Source organism: Gramella sp. Hel_I_59, assembly GCF_006714895.1.
Lineage (GTDB): Bacteria > Bacteroidota > Bacteroidia > Flavobacteriales > Flavobacteriaceae > Christiangramia.
Map to the genome: position 1 here is coordinate 2,173,713 of NZ_VFME01000001.1, position 18,459 is coordinate 2,192,171.

Annotated in this window: 19 protein-coding genes; 5 read left to right on the forward strand and 14 right to left on the reverse strand. The window is 39.3% G+C overall.

Translation table 11 applies throughout. The annotated features are described in order from the left end of the window. Positions 1-10: 10 nt before the first annotated feature. The 4 genes from accC to JM79_RS09915 all read right to left on the reverse strand — a co-directional run bounded on the left by accC (position 11) and on the right by JM79_RS09915 (position 4,425). Positions 11-1,453, reverse strand: a complete 1,443-nt coding sequence (gene accC / locus JM79_RS09900) for an acetyl-CoA carboxylase biotin carboxylase subunit (RefSeq protein ID WP_141877993.1) — start codon at positions 1,451-1,453, stop codon at positions 11-13. Between the two features lie 31 nt (positions 1,454-1,484). Further along, positions 1,485-1,970 carry an acetyl-CoA carboxylase biotin carboxyl carrier protein subunit gene (locus JM79_RS09905; RefSeq protein WP_141877994.1) on the reverse strand — a complete coding sequence of 162 codons (486 nt, stop codon included), beginning with the start codon at positions 1,968-1,970 and terminating at the stop codon, positions 1,485-1,487. 211 nt (positions 1,971-2,181) lie between these two features. Beyond that, positions 2,182-3,522 (reverse strand): MBL fold metallo-hydrolase, encoded by a 1,341-nt coding sequence (locus JM79_RS09910; protein ID WP_141877995.1) that lies wholly within the window; start codon positions 3,520-3,522, stop codon positions 2,182-2,184. A 30-nt stretch (positions 3,523-3,552) separates the two neighbouring features. Then, positions 3,553-4,425: a sterol desaturase family protein gene (locus tag JM79_RS09915; protein ID WP_141879224.1), complete on the reverse strand. Its 873-nt coding sequence runs from the start codon at positions 4,423-4,425 to the stop codon at positions 3,553-3,555. A 168-nt stretch (positions 4,426-4,593) separates the two neighbouring features. Here JM79_RS09915 and JM79_RS09920 point away from each other — a divergent pair, with 168 nt between their 5' ends. Continuing rightward, positions 4,594-5,592, forward strand: a complete 999-nt coding sequence (locus JM79_RS09920) for an aldo/keto reductase (RefSeq protein WP_260443416.1) — start codon at positions 4,594-4,596, stop codon at positions 5,590-5,592. A gap of 30 nt (positions 5,593-5,622) precedes the next feature. Here JM79_RS09920 and JM79_RS09925 read toward each other — a convergent pair whose 3' ends face one another. The 10 genes from JM79_RS09925 to JM79_RS09970 all read right to left on the reverse strand — a co-directional run bounded on the left by JM79_RS09925 (position 5,623) and on the right by JM79_RS09970 (position 13,894). Further along, positions 5,623-6,033, reverse strand: coding sequence for a hypothetical protein (locus tag JM79_RS09925; protein WP_141877997.1), 411 nt, complete (start codon positions 6,031-6,033; stop codon positions 5,623-5,625). Between the two features lie 131 nt (positions 6,034-6,164). Then, positions 6,165-6,866, reverse strand: coding sequence for a nitroreductase family protein (locus tag JM79_RS09930; RefSeq protein ID WP_141877998.1), 702 nt, complete (start codon positions 6,864-6,866; stop codon positions 6,165-6,167). A gap of 7 nt (positions 6,867-6,873) precedes the next feature. Continuing rightward, positions 6,874-8,280: a coniferyl aldehyde dehydrogenase gene (locus JM79_RS09935; protein ID WP_141877999.1), complete on the reverse strand. Its 1,407-nt coding sequence runs from the start codon at positions 8,278-8,280 to the stop codon at positions 6,874-6,876. Positions 8,281-8,352: 72 nt separating this feature from the next. Then, positions 8,353-8,964 carry a class I SAM-dependent methyltransferase gene (locus JM79_RS09940; RefSeq protein WP_141878000.1) on the reverse strand — a complete coding sequence of 204 codons (612 nt, stop codon included), beginning with the start codon at positions 8,962-8,964 and terminating at the stop codon, positions 8,353-8,355. Positions 8,965-8,966: 2 nt separating this feature from the next. After that, positions 8,967-9,455: a DUF2231 domain-containing protein gene (locus JM79_RS09945; protein ID WP_141878001.1), complete on the reverse strand. Its 489-nt coding sequence runs from the start codon at positions 9,453-9,455 to the stop codon at positions 8,967-8,969. Next, positions 9,455-9,769 (reverse strand): hypothetical protein, encoded by a 315-nt coding sequence (locus JM79_RS09950; protein WP_141878002.1) that lies wholly within the window; start codon positions 9,767-9,769, stop codon positions 9,455-9,457. The genes JM79_RS09945 and JM79_RS09950 overlap by 1 nt, the downstream gene beginning before the upstream one ends. A gap of 77 nt (positions 9,770-9,846) precedes the next feature. Continuing rightward, positions 9,847-10,890 carry a cytochrome d ubiquinol oxidase subunit II gene (locus JM79_RS09955; protein ID WP_141878003.1) on the reverse strand — a complete coding sequence of 348 codons (1,044 nt, stop codon included), beginning with the start codon at positions 10,888-10,890 and terminating at the stop codon, positions 9,847-9,849. A gap of 2 nt (positions 10,891-10,892) precedes the next feature. After that, positions 10,893-12,194 (reverse strand): cytochrome ubiquinol oxidase subunit I, encoded by a 1,302-nt coding sequence (locus tag JM79_RS09960; RefSeq protein WP_141878004.1) that lies wholly within the window; start codon positions 12,192-12,194, stop codon positions 10,893-10,895. 197 nt (positions 12,195-12,391) lie between these two features. Then, positions 12,392-13,192 carry a sulfite exporter TauE/SafE family protein gene (locus tag JM79_RS09965; protein WP_141878005.1) on the reverse strand — a complete coding sequence of 267 codons (801 nt, stop codon included), beginning with the start codon at positions 13,190-13,192 and terminating at the stop codon, positions 12,392-12,394. 69 nt (positions 13,193-13,261) lie between these two features. After that, positions 13,262-13,894 carry a Crp/Fnr family transcriptional regulator gene (locus JM79_RS09970; RefSeq protein ID WP_141878006.1) on the reverse strand — a complete coding sequence of 211 codons (633 nt, stop codon included), beginning with the start codon at positions 13,892-13,894 and terminating at the stop codon, positions 13,262-13,264. 246 nt (positions 13,895-14,140) lie between these two features. On the opposite strand from JM79_RS09970, the gene JM79_RS09975 reads away from it, so the two are divergent. The 4 genes from JM79_RS09975 to JM79_RS09990 all read left to right on the forward strand — a co-directional run bounded on the left by JM79_RS09975 (position 14,141) and on the right by JM79_RS09990 (position 18,231). Continuing rightward, positions 14,141-15,523 (forward strand): NAD-dependent succinate-semialdehyde dehydrogenase, encoded by a 1,383-nt coding sequence (locus tag JM79_RS09975; RefSeq protein ID WP_141878007.1) that lies wholly within the window; start codon positions 14,141-14,143, stop codon positions 15,521-15,523. Positions 15,524-15,691: 168 nt separating this feature from the next. Continuing rightward, positions 15,692-16,849: a site-specific tyrosine recombinase/integron integrase gene (xerA, locus tag JM79_RS09980; RefSeq protein WP_141878008.1), complete on the forward strand. Its 1,158-nt coding sequence runs from the start codon at positions 15,692-15,694 to the stop codon at positions 16,847-16,849. A 10-nt stretch (positions 16,850-16,859) separates the two neighbouring features. Beyond that, positions 16,860-17,387: a hypothetical protein gene (locus JM79_RS09985; RefSeq protein WP_141878009.1), complete on the forward strand. Its 528-nt coding sequence runs from the start codon at positions 16,860-16,862 to the stop codon at positions 17,385-17,387. A gap of 145 nt (positions 17,388-17,532) precedes the next feature. Beyond that, the gene (locus JM79_RS09990) at positions 17,533-18,231 is read left to right on the forward strand and encodes a hypothetical protein (protein ID WP_141878010.1); all 699 of its coding nucleotides are present in this window, start codon (positions 17,533-17,535) and stop codon (positions 18,229-18,231) included. Positions 18,232-18,459 lie beyond the last annotated feature (228 nt).

Here is an 18,459-nt window from a genome sequence, read left to right on the forward strand (position 1 = left end):
TTATATAGAATTAGTTTGAAGGCAGCCTTAGCTGTTCCTTGTCATTTAAGTATTGTTTCAGCGCCAGTAATGCTGCCAGTCTGGCTTCCTGTTCTGTTTCCTCTTTCAGCGCTTCCGGAGAATAATATTTCTTAACGAAATGTGTATCAAAATCACCGCTTCTAAAGGCATCATGCTGGAAAACAAATTTTCCGAAGGCAAGTGTCGTTGAAACACCTTCCACGATATAATTATCGATCGCTTTGATCATTACCTCGATCGCTTCTTCCCGGGTTTTACCGTAGGTGACCAGTTTTGCGAGCATAGGATCATAATAGATCGGTACTTCCATTCCTTCTTCGAAACCATTGTCCATTCTGATTCCTTCGCCTTGCGGAATCTGATATTTTTCAAGGGTTCCCGTACTTGGCATAAAATCTTCTAAAGGATCTTCAGCATAAACGCGGAGTTCCATAGCGTGTCCTTTGATCTTTAAGTCATCCTGGCTAAAAGCAATTGCCTCACCACGAGCGATCCTGATCTGCTGTTCAACAAGATCCACACCCGTTATGTATTCGGTTACAGGATGTTCTACCTGCAATCTTGTATTCATTTCAAGGAAATAAAAATTCCTGTTTTCATCGAACAAGAATTCTACAGTTCCAGCACCCACATAATCACAGGCCTTCGCCACTTTTACGGCTGCCTCACCCATTTTTGTACGCAACTCATCATCAAGAACTACAGAAGGTGCTTCTTCTACAACCTTTTGGTGTCTACGCTGTACACTACATTCTCTTTCAAACAAGTGTAAATAATTACCATGAGTATCTGATAATACCTGTATCTCAATATGTCTTGGAGAAGAAACGTATTTCTCAATAAAAACCGAACCATCACCAAAAGCAGATTCAGCTTCGCTAATCGCTCTCTTCATCTGGTCTTCCAGGTTTTCTTCTTTCTCAACAACACGCATTCCTTTTCCACCACCACCGGCAGAGGCTTTGATAAGAATTGGAAAGCCAATGTCTCTTCCAATTGCCTTTGCTTTTTCAGTATCGGTGATCGCCTCATCGATCCCGGGAACCATAGGAATATCGTAGGCTTTTACCGCATCTTTCGCAGCAAGCTTACTTCCCATCACCTTGATCGCCTTACTACCAGGACCAATCCAGGTAATGCCATTGTCTTCCACAGCTTCTGCAAAACCTGCATTTTCACTAAGGAAACCATAACCAGGGTGAATCCCGTCCACACCGAGTTGTTTAGCAACTTCAATGATCTTATCTCCTTTAAGGTAAGATTCGCTGGATGCCGCAGGTCCAATGCAAACCGCTTCATCTGCAAACCGAACATGAGGTGCATTTCTATCTGCTTCAGAATAAACTGCAACCGTATCTATACCCATACGTTTTACAGTTTTCATTACTCTAAGCGCGATCTCGCCTCTATTTGCTACTAATATTTTCTTCATATTTCTAATCCTGAAATTTTGAATATTATCATTATTCCATTTCGATCAATAACTGATTCTTTTCAACAGTATCTGCTTTGCTCACGCTAACAGATTTTACCACACCATCTCTGGGTGCCGTAAGTGTATTTTCCATTTTCATGGCCTCTAGAACCAGCAGGTAATCACCTTCTTTGACCTCGTCGCCTTCTTTTACATTAACTTCCAGAATCAGTCCCGGCATAGGTGCCTTGATATCATTTACTTGCTGAGAGCTACCTAATGAAAGTCCCATCTCCTCTATCAACTGGTCCAGATCGTTATTGATCCTTACCGAATAGATATTGGAGTTGATCTTAATGTCATATTTTCTGTGAAGGAAATCTGGTTTAAAGACTTCTGCGGAAAAGGAACGATTATCTTTTAAGATATGATAATGTGCTTCTGAAGTTTTCTGGGTATCCAGTGCAGCGATCTCTTCCTGGCTGAACTCGAACTCAAAATCTTCATTTACTTTAACCTTGTATTTTTTATCCATAAATACGTTTATGTATTGATTTTAACCGTAGGAGCGTAAATATAGAAAAATTACAAAGCAATTTCTATTGCTGAAATATCAAAAAAAGCCCAAAATTCTTAAACTTCTATCTAAAGGTTTCTCGATTTAAAGCCGATCATTAAAAATTTCACAGCTTTCCATAAAAAAAGCCCGGGAATTTCCCAGGCTCTAATTTTGAATTTAGCTACTATTATTTAAATTCCTTGATATCATCACTAAGGTCATACACCCTGGTGGCTTCAAAGATATTTTCAAGAATGCTGCTACCTGCAGCAGATCTATAACCTCCGGCACAGTGAACTACTACTGGTTTGTGAGAAGGGATCTCTGTAACCTCATCACGAAGTTCGTTTAATGGAACTGCGATAGCGTCCTCAAAGAACTTACCTTCATTCACTTCACTGGTATTTCTAATATCCACGATCGTGTAGTTATTCTGGTTGTTTTTAAAATCTTCGAGATCAAATTCCCTGCTTTCTACAGGAAGATCTTCTCCAAGCGTATAAACTCCTTTAATTTGTTTTTCATAACCGATCTTGGCGGCTCTTTCCAGTACTTCTTCCAGTTGGTCTACAGATTCGATCACCAGGTAAAATGCTTCTTCCGGTTTTACGATCGCACCTAACCAGGTTTCGAACTTATCTTTTTCTGAACGGCACATGATGTTAATACTATTGGAAAGATGACCGTTCTTAAAAGCTTCTTCGTCCCTGGTATCTACTACCAGCATATCTTCATCTTCTTTTTCAGTCACATAAAGACGTACTTCGTTAGCCCATTTTGTACGCTGTACATTCTCTGGTCCGGTTTTGTTTACGTCTACATCAAAACCAAAATAACTAGGAATGAATGGCTGATCCTTCAGTATTTCCTCAATAAACTCTTCTTCTGTCTGTTCTTTAAATGCCCAGTTACCCTGTCTTTCATTTCCAAGCGTACTGGAAGAATCATCGCTCATGTTCTTTCCGCAGAGAGAACCTGCACCGTGAGCAGGATATACTAACGCATCATCTGGAAGATCTGTAAATTTATTCTTGATCGTATGATACATATCACTCGCCAGTTCCTTACGTTTAGCGGTCATATTCCCGGCCTTTTCCCGAAGGTCTGGTCTACCTACATTTCCAATGAACAAAGTATCTCCAGTAAAAAGTGCAGTGTCTTTATCTTCCTTTGCCACTACCGTAATACTGTCTGGAGAATGCCCTGGGGTATTGATCGCGCTAAAGGTGATCTTTCCCATTTCAAAACTGTCACCATCATCAAATCCCTTATGAGGATAATCTGCTCCTACCATCTCACTGGTATATATCGTCGCTCCCGTTTCCTGGAGAATTTGCATATGTCCGCTAATAAAATCGGCATGTGGATGTGTTTCAAAAATTGCCACGATCTTGGCATTCTTGGATTCAGCATAAGAATAATACTGCATCGGGTTTCTGGATGGATCTACCAGCGCCATTTTACCTTCACTCACAATAGCGTAAGAGTAATGTGCCAGTGGTTCGTCTTTAAATTGCTTTATATCCATAATATGATCTTTATTTATTGTTCTTAAATTTTATTTTCTTCTGAAGGGATAAAGGGTCTGACTCTTAAATGTCTCCGGAAAATTCTCATCCCCATGAAATCCTAATTCTATTTGTTTTCCATTCTTCGGAATATAGGCGGTACCAAAAAGATAATCCCAGATACTAAGACTTAGCCCGAAGTTCATTCCGAAAGGTCTGTCCTTTGGTAATTCTTTACTATGATGCCAGATATGCATTTTTGGATTATTAAAAATATATCCTAGCGGCCCATAGCTCCAGCCTAAGTTCGCATGATTTAAATGACCTACGAGCACCGCGAACATATGTACCACGAAAAATTCCTGAATCCCAAAACCAATCATGGCCAGCGGAATATATTGTACAGTTTTATAGATGATGGTTTCCATAAAATGAAACCGGAACTGTGCCGCAAAACCCATTTGCTTTACACTATGATGTACCTTATGAAACTCCCATAACCATGTTCTGCGATGTAACTGCCTGTGAACGTTCCACTGAATAAAATCGGCGATCACGAACATGATAAGTAGTTGAGTCCAGGCTGGTAGTTGATCTATTTGAAAAGCTACAATATTACTGATCCCGAAAAGTCCGAGAAAATCATTGAAGATCTCCACAGCCACATTACTTAGCGCATTATACCCAATAAGCGAAAACAGGAAAAAATTGAATACTATATAAAAAGAATCGAGCCAGAATCCTTTACGTATTGGTTTCTGCTCTTTTCTCCAGGGGATCAATACCTCTAACGTCCAAACCAAAAGAGACAAACCTATAAGCCAGTAAAAATAACTGGTCCAGGTAGGACTGGTGATCTCGTTCCAGAGGTAATTTGCGTACCCTGAAAAAGAACTCTGGATGATCTCTAGATATTTCTCCACTTTCATTGCCTTACAAAAATAGAAATATCTTGTGGGATAGGAAGTAACATTGGTTACAGTTGTTTTTTGAGAACCTTAACTTACGAAAACCTTGTATGTTAGAGTGCGTTAAACATCCCTTTCAGGCTATAGCTTTTGCTTAATTTTATGCTGCTAAAAAAATGAATTATGAGTAGAGAAGTTTTAAAACAGAAGTTTGGACTAGGTGGTGTAGCCATTGGAAACGGTTTCAAAGTACTTAGCGATAAAGAAGCAGGACAAACCCTTGAAGGAGCATGGAATGCAGGTGTACGATATTATGATACCTCTCCATGGTATGGATTGGGATTAAGTGAAAGAAGGTTTGGACATTTTCTGCATAACAAAAAACGTGAAGATTATATCCTGACGACCAAAGCAGGTAGATTATTAAAGGCTAATGGAAATAAGCCGGAAACGATGTGGAATGAACCTGCTCCTTTCGATTATGAATATGACTATTCGGCGGAAGCTGTAAGAAGATCAGTAGAAGACAGTTTACAAAGACTGGGAGTCGAAAGCATAGATTATGTATTTATCCATGATCTTTCTCCAGATCATAACGATGAATATAAAGATGGTACGACGTGGCTGGATCATTTTGAAGTAGCAAGAACTGGTGCGATGCCAGAACTTACCAGAATGCGTGAAGAGGGAATTATCAAAGGCTGGGGTCTTGGAGTAAATACCATAGAACCTATTGTAAAGACCCTGGAAGAGACAGATGCAAATCCTGATATTTTCCTTTCTGCTATTCAGTATTCCATGATCGATCATAAAAAATCGCTGGATGAATTATTTCCGGTGATCGAAAAACACGATGTGGGACTTATTGCTGCTGCACCATTTAGTGCTGGGCTGTTATCAGGACAGAAGCGCTATAATTATGGTGGAGAAATGCCTGATGATAAAGTAAAGCAGTTAAACGGAATGAAAGAGGTTGCAGAGAAATATGACGTGGATCTAAGTAGGGCTTCCATTCAATTCTCTTATGCTCCTAAAGTTGTAAATACGGTGCTGGCAGGTGCCAGTAAGCCGGAGCAGGTAGAAGAAAACATGAAAGCTTTTGATGCGAAGATCCCATCAGGTTTCTGGCAGGAGCTAAAAGAAAGGAATCTCATCGATAGCAGATGTGAGACTCCAGAGTAAAACTCAAACCCCGGCATCGACCGGGGTTTTTTATTTTAGTTCCAGTCTTAAGTAATAGTTCCTACCAAAGCTAAGGAAGAATATCAAGTAACCCAGCAATACCATTAAAATCACTCCAAGAACAAGGCTGTTATAATCATATTTTAAATACAGAAAGAAATATAATAAAGCGATAAGGATCGCAGAGGGCATAAAATACTTTGACATCACAAATCCTGAAACCTGAACATGGATACTTTCATCCTTCCCTAGTGTGAAAGCAAGCGGCTGACTCCCACACCAGTCTATTTTTGCTTCCAGACTATAAACACCTGGCGGGACCGAATACTTCTTTGTTTCATGATCGCCTATATCACCAATCTTTGTTCCATTAAGATAAAGCTCAAAATTTCTCATCTTATTCGCCCATTCTGAATCACGCTGTATGTATATAACTGGCATTTAATTGATTAGTTTAGGTTTTGTAACAAATGTTACTTTCGGTTTTTGAGATTTCATCTACATTGCAAGCGGTTAGATTTTACAGGTTTTTAAAATTGAACGCCGTATCACCCTACAGATGCGGCGTTTTTTTATTCGTAAAACTCTGTGATCTGTGATAGCTTTTTTCGCTCGATATCTGGTACCAGCGCATCTTTTGCAGCATAACCTACCGGCAATAATAAATAAGGCCTTTCATTCTTTGGCCGCTGGAGTATGTTTGAAAGAAAGTTCATAGGACTGGGAGTGTGCGTTAAAGTCACAAGTCCGGCATTATGAATAGCAGAGATTAGCATTCCGCAGGCGATCCCAACCGACTCATTTACGTAGTAGTTCGTAAGTTTTTTTTCTTTAGTTCCAATTTCATAGGCTTCTTTGAAAACTACAATGATCCACGGGGCGATCTCCAGAAACTCCTTATTGGTATCGGTTCCCAGTGGGGCAAGATCCTTCAGCCATTGTTCGCTCATTCTGCTGTTATAATTTGCCCGCTCTTCCTCTTCTGCAGCGATTCTAATTTTCCGTTTGATTTCTTCGGAAGAGATCGCGCAAAATTTCCAGGGCTGTTTATGTGCTCCTGAAGGCGCCGTTCCAGCAGAAAGAATCAATTGCTCAATAATTTCTTTCGCTACAGGTCGATTTGAAAAGTGTCTAACCGATCTTCGAGCAGAAAGTTCTGAATAATACTTTCTGGCTCTCAACAGCATTTCGGCCTCGGTAAACTCTTCAGAATAAAAGGGAATGTGCGGGAATCCGTTTACCTCAACTATTTTCTTTTCTAATTTTCCTTCCATAAAAATTCTAAACTTTGCTAATATCTCCCATTACGCCAATTAGTTTCTTTTTAATATCGGTATAAGGCGGATGCAGAATATCTGTGGCAGCGAATTTCTTCTGCTGCATGACCGCTCGCTTTTTCGAAAAGGTTTTGAAACCGTCAAAACCGTGATAGTGGCCCATTCCGCTTGCTCCCACTCCGCCAAAAGGTAGTCTATGCTGCGCTAAATGGTAAATAGTATCATTAATGGTCACTCCACCTGAAAGCGTAAATTTTAAAAGATGATCTATACGATCCTGGTTATCATCAAAATAATAAAGTGCCAGAGGTTTCGCATTCGCGTTTATATGATCGATTGCCTCCTCAACGGAATCAAGGTTTAAAACGGGCAATAGCGGACCAAAGATCTCTTCCTGCATGATCTCCATATCGCTGCTAACGTCAAAGACCAATTTTGGAGTCATCATTCCTTCAGGCAACTCATTGGTTTCGCATATTTCAATAATTTTAGCACCTTTTTGTTTAGCGTCTTCCAGTAAAGATGTCAAACGTTTAAAATGTTTATCGCTAATGATATAGGAATACTGTTTGTTATTCGAGATATCTGGATAGAACTTTTCTACTACCTGTTTGCTGTATTCTACAAACTGATCGTTCAGATCCACCGACATTACCAGGTAATCTGGTGCAACACAGGTCTGCCCCGCATTAAAAAGTTTACCAGCCAGAATCCTCTTTGCAGCCAGTTCGAGATCGTAGGATTCATGAATGATCGCAGGAGATTTACCACCAAGTTCCAGCGTGACAGGTGTAAGATTGGGTGCAGCTGCTGCCATGATCAATTTTCCCACGCGGGTAGAACCTGTAAAGAATAGATGATCAAATGAGAGCGATGAAAAATTCTTGGCAAGCTCTGCATCGCCAGTAACACAGTGAATATAAGATCTGTCGAATGTCTTGTTTATCAAATCCTTGATCACTTCTGCCGATGCCGGAGCAATTTCAGAAGGTTTGATGATTGCATGATTTCCCGCGGCTATGGCGTCCACCAATGGACTTAGCGTTAATAAGATCTGGTAATTCCATGCGCCCATAATGCCCACAGAACCTAATGGCTGGAATTGATAGTACGCCATAGATGGTAATAGAAACCATGAACTGCGAACCGATTTTCTTTTAATCCAGCTTTTAAGATGTCGCCGGGCATGTTTGATCTCATCATGTAAAGGAAAAAGTTCGAGGATGGTCGTTTCTTCAGAGCTATGATGTCCAAAATCCTGAGAAACGGCAGCGATCAATCGTTCCTGATTTTTCTCTACCATTTCTGAAAGACTGGCCAAAGCCTCCATTCTCTGTTCGTATTCCGGAGGGGATTTTGTAAATGCCTTTTGCTGAATTTTTAGTAGATCTGATAGTTCTTGTGAAGTCATAGAGTAGCCTTTAAAATTGAAGGAACATTCTAAATTTAAAGTTTTCTATGAAAATGTGAATGAGTTCGCTCTTTATTTTCTTCTGAAGAGCCCTGTCGAGAAGTTCTGTTTCGCTCCCCAAGGAGTTGTATGATCCCTATTCTCGAGCCTCACCGTATCAAAATCTGATTCCAATAATTCCTCCAGATCTGAAGTTGTGTATTTTCTGATGGTGATTCCACTACATTTATCGGGTCCGTTTTCAGAAAAAACGGATAGGAGACAATAAGCGCCCTTTTTTAAAGAATTTTTTAATACTGATAAGTAATCCTCTACCTGCTTATCTTCGGTAAGAAAATGCAGGGCCGCACGATCATGCCACAGGTCAAATGATGTATCTGGTTTAAAGCTAGTTATATCAGACTCTATCCATTTAATTTTTTCAGCATTCTCTGCTAATCTGGTCTGTGAATCCTGCAGTGATTTTGCTGAAATATCCAAAACATGAATGTTAATATATCCCAATTCCAATAAATTATCTGTCAGAAAACTATTCCCTCCGCCAATATCAATAATATTCGCTTCAGGTGAAAGACCAAGAGACCTGATGATCTCAAGGCTATATTCCGGCTTTGGCTGGTACCAGCTCGTTTCTTCAAACTGTTTGGTATTATAAATCTTTTCCCAGTGTTCTTTTAAATCCATTTTCAATTAAATTCTGCACAATTTTCAGAAGGAATATTCACCCCTGCGGCTTGCTGATAAACCAGGCTTGCACCCAGATGACCTACATAGGCCAGGCAAACAGAACCCGCGACTAAAAGCAGGACAACCACAAGATTGATCAGTTTATTCCTGAAGCTTTTGAAGTAATAAAATACTATCTCCAGTAAAAGCCCAATACTAAATAACCAGGCAGTGGTATAGGCAAAGTTCTCGTGATCTTTTAAAATAGTTGGATCACATAATTTACGGGAAACGATCCCATCTGCCAGATCACCGGTATAAATAGAAATCCAGATCCCAATAACCCCGAGGATTAGTAAAAGTCGGCCACCAAAATGCCAGGTTTCCCTTCCAGACCATAGACTCATGATCTTAAAAAGAGTGGCCAGTAACAATAAAACTATTGGAAAATGAACGGACAGAGGATGAAAAACCTCTGTCCGCCAAAATTCTGGAATTTGAGTTTCCATTATTCCATGATTTTTACTGAAATAGGATCCAGTCTTTTTCCATTCTTTTCCACTTCCACTTCTACTTTCTGTCCTTCTTCAAGTTCAAAAAATTCTACGTCACTTCCGTTTCTGGTAAGGCTGGTAGTTTCAGTAAAATATAGCTCCAAAGTCTTGTCATCATCTGTAGTAACGTAGATCTCTGTCTTATCTGCTTCTACTTCCTTTACTGTTCCCTGGTAAGTTCCAGATTCCACAGCATCTGTACTTTCACCACAAGCGACGAACAAAAGGATCGCACTCATAAACATACCTTTTAAAATTGTTGATTTCATAGTCTTAAATTTAAATTAGATTGTAAAGGATGAAATTAATGAAAATCTATTAGCTCATAAATAGAGTTCCGTATTATTTAGTCTTCAGCTGTATGTTTTCCTGATCTGGTCGGAATCCTGATCATATTAAACGATTTCATCAAATGAAATAATCCCGGCAATATGATCCCGCCTCCAATGATCAAAGAAATACCCAGAACATACATTACAGATTCCGGAGCAGTGTTTTCGAGCATATTTACTTCCGAAGTACTGGTAATGATAAGGCGAGGAAAATGAGTGTGTACTGCAGCAAAAATGACTAATAGAATCTGTAAGCCTGCATAGATCCTGGTTTGTATTCTATTTTGCTTACCAATGGCAAACCATAGAGGAATAAGGAATAAGGCTGATAATGCGATCGCTATAAGAGATATTTTATTCTGAAGAAATTCTTTAATAAAAACCAAATCATACCAGTACCCATAGAACAGCACTGCACCACCCACCAATACCAGCACTACTGTAAAGATTGCCGATTTCCGACTATACATTTTCCTGATATCACCTTCAGTTTCTCCAATTAATAAAGTTGAAGCAAGGAATGCACAAAGTGCGGCGTAGAATAATCCAGTTAGAACCGTAAAGGTATTGAACCACGGGTACATAAAAATTTCAGCGAAGGTAGTATTAGAGTAATCATCTGTAACTACGATCTTACCGCTCACTAATGCTCCAAAGGACATTCCGAGGAAAATTGGCGTAATAAGACTGGAGATCCTGAACATTCGATTATACCATACCTGTGTCCCATCAATTACCGCATCATAATGCCTAAAGATAAAAGCAACACCACGCATGGTAATTCCCAGTAAAACCAGCGTAAGCGGAATATGGAGATAGATAATAAAGATATTGAAATATGCCGGAAAAGCGATCCACAGAATAACGATCAGGATAATAAGCCAGATATGATTTGCTTCCCAGACAGGTCCCATGACCTTATAGACCGTGAGTTTATTTAATTCCTTGTTCTCGCGGGATGAAAAAAGCTCTACGATGCCAGCCCCAAAGTCGGCACCACCCAACAGAACATATAGAAATAGAGAGAAAAACGTAAAAAACAGTACCACGTATAACATACCTACCCGATTGAGTTATTAAGAACTTTGATCTGCCTGTGCATTAGCCAGGTTACCATCGCCGCAAGGATGGCGTAAACTGTTACGTACAGGTAAAAGCTGAATTTCAATCCGGGCATTGGTGTAACCGCATCAGAAGTACGCATGATATTGTACACGATCCAGGGTTGTCTTCCCACTTCGGTAACTACCCAACCTGCTTCTACGGCTACAAATCCTAAAGGAGTTAGTATCGAGAACAGCCACCAGTATTTCTTATTATTCAGCCAGCTTTTCTTCTTTAAACTAATAAAATAGATCAAAGCAGCCAGCATTAGCAAACTACCAATTCCCACCATGGTCTGGAAGGCATAATGTACAACAGGAACCGGTGGAAGATCTTCTTCAGGAAAATCATTCAGTCCTTTTACCTCAGCATCAAAATCTCCAAAGGCCAGAAAGGATAATGCTTTTGGAATTTCTAACTTATTGCTCACAGTTTTATTTTCCGCATCCACGATTCCGCCGATATAGAGCGGAGCGCCTTTCTGGGTTTCATAGTGCGCTTCCATCGCCGCCAATTTTACCGGTTGTCTTTGTGCGACATCCTTAGCCGAAATATCACCACTTATAGGTTGCAAAAGCGCTGCGACCGCTCCAAAAACTATGGCTATCTTAAAGGCAGCCTTGTGAAGATCTGGGCGTTTGTTACGTAATATTTGTATGGCATGCAGACCGGCAACGGCAAAGCCAGTAGCGGCGAAAGCGGCCAGGGTCATATGCAGAGCCTGGGTAAACCATGCGTCGTTGAGAAAAGCCTTGACCGGATCTATATTAACATACGCGCCATTGACCACATCAAAACCAGTTGGGGAATTCATCCAGGCATTTGCAGATACTACGAGAATTCCTGAAATCACTCCCGAAATTCCTACAATAATACCGGTGATCCAGTGAAAAGTTTCCGGAAGTTTTTTCCAACCATACAGGTAAAAGCCAAGTGCGATCGCTTCTACAAAGAAGGCCGCACCTTCCAGGGAAAACGGCATTCCTATTACAGGACCGGCATGTTTCATAAATTCTGGCCAGAGCATTCCCAGTTCAAAGGACAGTGCGGTTCCCGAAACTGCACCGGTGACAAAAAAAATGGCAACTCCGCGTTGCCAGGCTTTGGTAAGTTTTAAATAGATAGGCTTTCGGGTATTCAGCCACTTTTTATGGGAAACGACCATAAAAAAGGGCATTACCATACCAATACATGCAAAAATAATATGAAATCCGAGGGTAAAAGCCATTTGAAGTCTGGCGTAATCGAGGTTTTCCATAACGGAATGATTTGGATGATATTCCGACCTCAAAAAGAAGGTTGGAACACCTGTTCTTTCGGCTTGTAAATTTACTGAATTTTATAGGCTTGATCCCTTCAGAAACACTTTAATTTCTGAATTTAACGCATGTTCCATGAAGTCTTCAGAAGGATCAAAAAACTTTAGAATTTTCCGAAGAAAAACTTCAGAAGAGATTATAACAGTTCACTTAGAATAATGTAGATACCCATCACTAGAACGAACCAACCGAAGCCTTTTTTCAACTTCTTCCCATCTATAAATTTATTCAGATACACTCCCAGCCAGATTCCGCCAATGGAGATCGCAGTAAATATGAGTAGAAACGGCCAGTCGATCTCAAGATTTTGAACATCTCCAATAAAACCGATCAAACTTTTAAATGCGATTATGAGTAAGGAAGTCGCCACCGCTTTTTTCATAGGAAGTTTGGCGAGTAAGACTAATGCCGGAATGATAAGGAAACCACCACCAGCTCCAACGATCCCGGTGAGTAGTCCAACCACGATACCTTCTAAAATAATCAAAGGATAATTGTACTGAACTTCCTGTTCTTCACCCGTATCCACAGTACGTTTTTGAGTGATCATCGAAATTGAAGCAATCACCATAATGATGGCAAAAAACAACATGATCCCGATATTCTTTGTAATCATGAGTCCGCCAATACTAAAGATCTCTTCAGGAATTGCCGGGACAAGGTACATCCTGGTAAGGTATACAGCGATAAATGCGGGAATCGCAAAAACGATCGCGGTTCTGAAATCTATTAATTTCTTCGGAAGGTTTCTAAGCGCGCCTACTAAAGCTGAAGTTCCCACTACAAAAAGTGAATAAGCAGTCGCGGTCACAGGGTTGATCGCCATTAGGTAAACCAGCACCGGCACCGTAAGTATGGAACCTCCACCACCTATGAGTCCAAGCACTACTCCTATAAGTAAAGCTCCAAAATAACCGAGAATTTCAAGAATATCCATAGTAATTTAATTTCGGAACAAATGTATCGGGTTCATAGAGTACGTGCAGTAACAAGTGTTACAGAAGCATTAAAGGTCGATGACCTTGATCTGGTTTCTTTGTAATTTGATCTTTCCATCCAGTTCGAGTTTCTTTAATAACCTGGAAACTACCACCCTGGACGTATGAAGATCGTATGCGATTTGCTGATGGGTACTTTGAACATTCTCATCACCATTGATCTTAGCCTTGTCCCGCAGGTATTTCATAATACGCTGATCCATATTAAGGAACGCGATGGTGTCTATGGTATCCAGCATTTCAGAGAGACGGGAGTGATAACTTTCAAAAACAAAATTTCTCCAGCTTTTAAATCTCGCGGTCCATTCTTCCATTTTAGCGATTGGAACCATGATCATGGTAGTATCGGTTTCGGCTACAGCACGAATTTCACTTTTGGTCTGGCCCATGCAGCAATTAAGAGTCATGGCACAGGTATCCCCTCTTTCTATAAAGTAAAGCAGCAATTCATCGCCATCACCGTCTTCACGTAAAATTTTAATAGCGCCATTGAGCAACAGCGGCATCCCGGTAACATAATCGCCAAACTCAATAATTCGCTCCCCTGCATCGATCTTACGAATAGATCCACATTCGGCGATCTCTTCGAGCAATTCTTTTTCAAATAGAAAGCCATAGGCCTCCTGTAATTCGGTCATCATGGGTTAGGATTTTTACCCTTTAAAATTAGCAAGATTATCGAGAACAATTCCCAGCGATTTGGTAGGATACTTCGGAAGCTTCGCTGAAATCGGAAAATATTGGTACTTCAGATGAAAGTTTTATAAAAATTTTAAAGTTATGGGGCCTTCCGAAGAATTCATTTAACGAAGTCTTATTAAGCTTCGGCTCTCTTAAGGCGTAACTTAGTGTTCAAGAAAAATTGCTAAACAAAAAGAAAGAAAATTATGTCTAAGGATTCAAAAATGACCACTATTAACCCAGCAACCGGGAAGGAAATCCAATCTTATGATACGATGACCAATGACGAAATGAACAAGGCGATCGAGTCCTGTCATGAAGCGTTCCTGGAATGGAAAATGAAGCCTGCTGAAGAGCGCGCAAAAATTATTGTTAATATTGGAAAAGAGCTTGACAAGAATAAAGACAAACTTGCCAAATTAATGACAGAGGAAATGGGGAAACTGGAAAAGCAGGGACACCAGGAAATCGAACTCTGTTCAGCTATATGTGACTATACTGCCGAAAACGGACCAAAAAGTCTGCAGGATGAAGAAAGAGAATTGCCAGAAGGTGGAAAAGGTTTTATCACCTACTCTCCAATGGGCGTAATCTACGGAATCCAACCATGGAACTTCCCGACTTACCAGGTAGTACGTTATTCTATCGCCAATCTTATGGCTGGAAATGGAGTATTGCTGAAGCATGCTGAAAACGTAACCGGAACAGGAATTTTACTGGAGCAAATTTATAAGGACGCTGGTTTACCAGAAAATTTATTCAAAACACTGGTGATTTCTCATGACCAGAGTGATGAGGTGATCGAGAACAAGCGAGTGCGCGGAGTTACTCTTACAGGTAGCCCAAGCGCCGGAAGAATTATTGGTGAAAAAGCAGGAAAAGCGCTTAAGAAAACGGTATTGGAACTGGGAAGTAACGATGCTTATATCGTACTTGATGATGCAGATCTTGATCTTGCTGTAAAAACCTGTGTACAGGGACGTCTTTATAACAATGGAGAAACCTGTGTTGCTGCGAAAAGATTTATTGTAGTAGATGCGGTCTATGACAAATTTAGAGATGCCTTTGTAGAGCAAATGAAGAATATGAAGGCTGGAGATCCTACAAGTGAAGATAGCGATCTTGGACCAATGGCCAGAAAGGATTTACGTGAAGAACTTCATGAGCAGGTTGAAGAGAGCGTGAAAAAAGGTGCTAAGATCCTATGTGGAGGAAAACTGCCAGAAGGCGATGGTTTCTATTATCCAGCGACTGTGCTAGAAAATCTTGAGCCAGGTCAACCTGCTTATGATGATGAGCTTTTTGGACCGGTAGCTTCTCTAATCAAAGCTAAAGATACTGATGATGCAATGAGAATTGCGAATGACAGTAGATTTGGTCTTGGTGGAGGAATCTTCTCTAAAGACGAAGCTAAGGCTAAGGAATTAGCACAGAAACATTTTGATACCGGAATGGTATTTATCAACTCCTTTGGACTTGCCAAGCCTAACATGCCATTTGGTGGTGTGAAAGATTCAGGTTATGGTAGAGAACATGGTGGATTTGGATTGCATGAATTCGTAAATGCGAAGTCTGTAATGATGGCATAAGTCATTGTTCAATAATCATATTTATTAAGGGAGCTTCGGCTCCCTTTTTTTGTACCCATTTTAAATATAAACCTCTTAACCAGCACTTTCTGTTTTTAAACGTTTTCACAAGTAATACGGTTTTACGAATCGGATTTTAATTTATGTTTGAAGGTTAATTAAATTCTTATGAAGCAATTAAATTTGTTTCTATTCAGACATAAAAATGCTGAACAGATTGGTATAGACTTTAGGTTCGACATGGAACTAAAAGCACATTTAAAAATGCTGAAGGAAGTGAGATGGAGTCGAACCCATTCCTGTTTCTATATACCATCGGGCAGACAATATCTGGAAAAACTTAGCTCCCACTTCAAAACTATTGAAGTAGAGATGAATACTGCTTTACTGGATTTCTCCAGAATTCCGGATATCGCCATTGTGGAAACTGTTGAAGTAAGACAGGCCATGCGAAAGTTCGTACAGTATTTAAAGGGACTCAGACACAGCCCAAGTACGATCAAAACCTATTCTTCTTTTGTTTACTCATTTCTGAAATTTCATCATGAGAAAGAGAATTACACACATAAGGATGTCGCCAGGTTTATAGAATCTGAAGTTGCTTTGAAACGCTATTCTATAAGTACACACAGGCAATGTATTAGCGCATTAAAACAATATTTTGAATTTAACGAGAACGCGTTATTTGATCTGAATGCCTTGAAGCGTCCCAAGAAAAGCAGTTATTTACCTACGGTTCTAAGCAAGGAAGAGCTAATCGATCTATTGAGACTTACCCGAAATTTAAAGCATCGTAGTATCCTGGCGCTTATATATTCTTCAGGCTTACGAATTGGTGAGCTGATCAATCTTGAGTTGCGGGACTTAGATATTGACAGAAGGCAAATTCTGGTTAGACAGGCAAAAGGTAGGAAAGACCGTTATGTGATGATGGCCGAAAGTTTTCTTCCATTATTGCTAAATTATTTACAAACTTATGAGCCTAAGCGTTACTTCGCTGAAGGTAACGGCGGAAAATACTCCAGTTCCGCAATTCGCAGATTTCTTAAGGATTCCTGCGAAAGAGCAAAGATCAGAAAAAGGGTTACTCCGCATACGTTGCGACATAGTTTTGCTACTCATATGCTGGAGAACGGAACAGATCTTAGATATATTCAGGAACTGCTTGGCCACGCTAAACCGGAAACTACGATGATCTATACTCATGTCACCAAAAAAGATCTGTTGAAAATTGAGAGTCCGCTTGATTCCACCATCAAAAAGCTACTGGAGAAGGGAGATAAAGAACAGTCGGATCTGCGTTTATCCCGAAACATACTCGGATAAAAATGTATATTTGGGTGGATATAACGAGTTGGCAACAAACCAAAAGAAATTTGAACTTAAAGAAAAAATTAAAAATTGCTTCTTAACAAATCAGATCAGTCCAAAAAAGACAAATAACCCGATATACAAAATGAATAAAAAATCACAACTAACTGAGCATTTAGAAAAATACTGCGAATCTTACTCTGAGATTGAGAATAATATTATAATAACAACTACAAAACCTCTCATATTTCAAGTAGATTTTTCAAATAATAAAACTGATATTTCTGCTAAACTGAAAGGCTGGAATTTTCTGACAGGTTTCTTAGAAATGAGATTTGAGAAAGTTGCAAGCTATATATCGATAATGTTGATTCTAATGATTTTGATTACTATGTTTTCATTAGGAATGGTTGAAAATGAAATTGAAAACACCACTGTTCTAATTTCAATTACTTGTATAGTAGTGGCTGCAGTATGGACTTGCCTATTCTATATAAATTATCGAATTAAATATGAAAACATGAAAAATAGGATTGTAGATTGGACCAACTAAGGTCAGTTGCCAACATCGGTTCATCGCAAATAACGGGTATTTTCGAAAAAGTGTAATTTTAGAAACCAGGTGAGAAAACAATTAATCCGACAAGTCCGCGTTCCTACTCCCGCAACTTGCGATAACCGTAACCGTTGTAGCAAATATGTTAAAGAAGATTTTCGTATTTATAACAGTACTAACATTGCAATTAAGTTGCATTGATAAATTCGATCATCCAACGTTCGAAAAACAAGTATCGCACGAAATTTTTCCTCAATTGATGGATTCTTTGCATTTTGATCAACGGTTAAAGTTTCCAATACCTCCTCCTCCACCTCCTAGTGAACCAAACGAACAAGATAAAAATTTCGAGAAATATAAAATTGATTCAGCAGATTTAGAGAAACGAATTAAGAGTTACGAAAAACAAAAAATTGAATTGTATAATGACTCAGTAAAATTAATGACTGCAATTAGGGATTCAACATTATTACTCGATGAAGAAGATAAAAGAGATTTCTTAAACTTTTATAGTCTTAATATTAAAGATATAGACACTGTTAGCATAAATAAGAAATATAAAATTGACATCCGTAGACTAAACGCTGATCCAAAGATTAATTTTATCTATCGATCAAAATTACCTGGAGGAAGAGAAATATGGAACACTGATCATGGATTTTATTTGAACTCCATTGTATCAATAAGCAGAATACAATTTGATAGAAATAGAAAATTTGGTGTGATGACTGCGGGTTATTCGATGGGATTTATGAATGGTGTTGCATTTAGAATTTTTATAAGAAAAAATAATGAAGGTAAATGGGTAATTGATAAAATTCAAACAACATATATTTCGTAATAACATACTTGCAACAACAACGGTTAATCGCCAATAAGCGGCACCGTTAGAAAGAAAATAATTATCTTGACTAACAAACCAATACTAAGCCGACAAATCCGCGTCCCTTACTCCGCCAACTGGCGATAACCGGGACCGTTGTGGCAAATTAAATAGTAAGTTTTTAATATTTAAAGAATAGACGTAACCGTTTATTATCTTCATATTTTTATATTCGTATTACTAACA

Bases quoted from the DNA above. Each gene is read 5' to 3' on its own strand.
- JM79_RS09975 (WP_141878007.1), top strand. From the start codon at position 14,141: ATGTCTAAGGATTCAAAAATGACCACTATTAACCCAGCAACCGGGAAG.
- JM79_RS09920 (WP_260443416.1), top strand. From the start codon at position 4,594: ATGAGTAGAGAAGTTTTAAAACAGAAGTTTGGACTAGGTGGTGTAGCC.
- JM79_RS09950 (WP_141878002.1), bottom strand. From the start codon at position 9,769: ATGAAATCAACAATTTTAAAAGGTATGTTTATGAGTGCGATCCTTTTG.
- JM79_RS09960 (WP_141878004.1), bottom strand. From the start codon at position 12,194: ATGGAAAACCTCGATTACGCCAGACTTCAAATGGCTTTTACCCTCGGA.
- JM79_RS09925 (WP_141877997.1), bottom strand. From the start codon at position 6,033: ATGCCAGTTATATACATACAGCGTGATTCAGAATGGGCGAATAAGATG.
- xerA (WP_141878008.1), top strand. From the start codon at position 15,692: ATGAAGCAATTAAATTTGTTTCTATTCAGACATAAAAATGCTGAACAG.
- JM79_RS09935 (WP_141877999.1), bottom strand. From the start codon at position 8,280: ATGACTTCACAAGAACTATCAGATCTACTAAAAATTCAGCAAAAGGCA.
- JM79_RS09965 (WP_141878005.1), bottom strand. From the start codon at position 13,192: ATGGATATTCTTGAAATTCTCGGTTATTTTGGAGCTTTACTTATAGGA.
- accC (WP_141877993.1), bottom strand. From the start codon at position 1,453: ATGAAGAAAATATTAGTAGCAAATAGAGGCGAGATCGCGCTTAGAGTA.
- JM79_RS09970 (WP_141878006.1), bottom strand. From the start codon at position 13,894: ATGATGACCGAATTACAGGAGGCCTATGGCTTTCTATTTGAAAAAGAA.
- JM79_RS09940 (WP_141878000.1), bottom strand. From the start codon at position 8,964: ATGGATTTAAAAGAACACTGGGAAAAGATTTATAATACCAAACAGTTT.
- JM79_RS09955 (WP_141878003.1), bottom strand. From the start codon at position 10,890: ATGTTATACGTGGTACTGTTTTTTACGTTTTTCTCTCTATTTCTATAT.
- JM79_RS09905 (WP_141877994.1), bottom strand. From the start codon at position 1,970: ATGGATAAAAAATACAAGGTTAAAGTAAATGAAGATTTTGAGTTCGAG.
- JM79_RS09930 (WP_141877998.1), bottom strand. From the start codon at position 6,866: ATGGAAGGAAAATTAGAAAAGAAAATAGTTGAGGTAAACGGATTCCCG.
- JM79_RS09945 (WP_141878001.1), bottom strand. From the start codon at position 9,455: ATGGAAACTCAAATTCCAGAATTTTGGCGGACAGAGGTTTTTCATCCT.
- JM79_RS09910 (WP_141877995.1), bottom strand. From the start codon at position 3,522: ATGGATATAAAGCAATTTAAAGACGAACCACTGGCACATTACTCTTAC.
- JM79_RS09990 (WP_141878010.1), top strand. From the start codon at position 17,533: ATGTTAAAGAAGATTTTCGTATTTATAACAGTACTAACATTGCAATTA.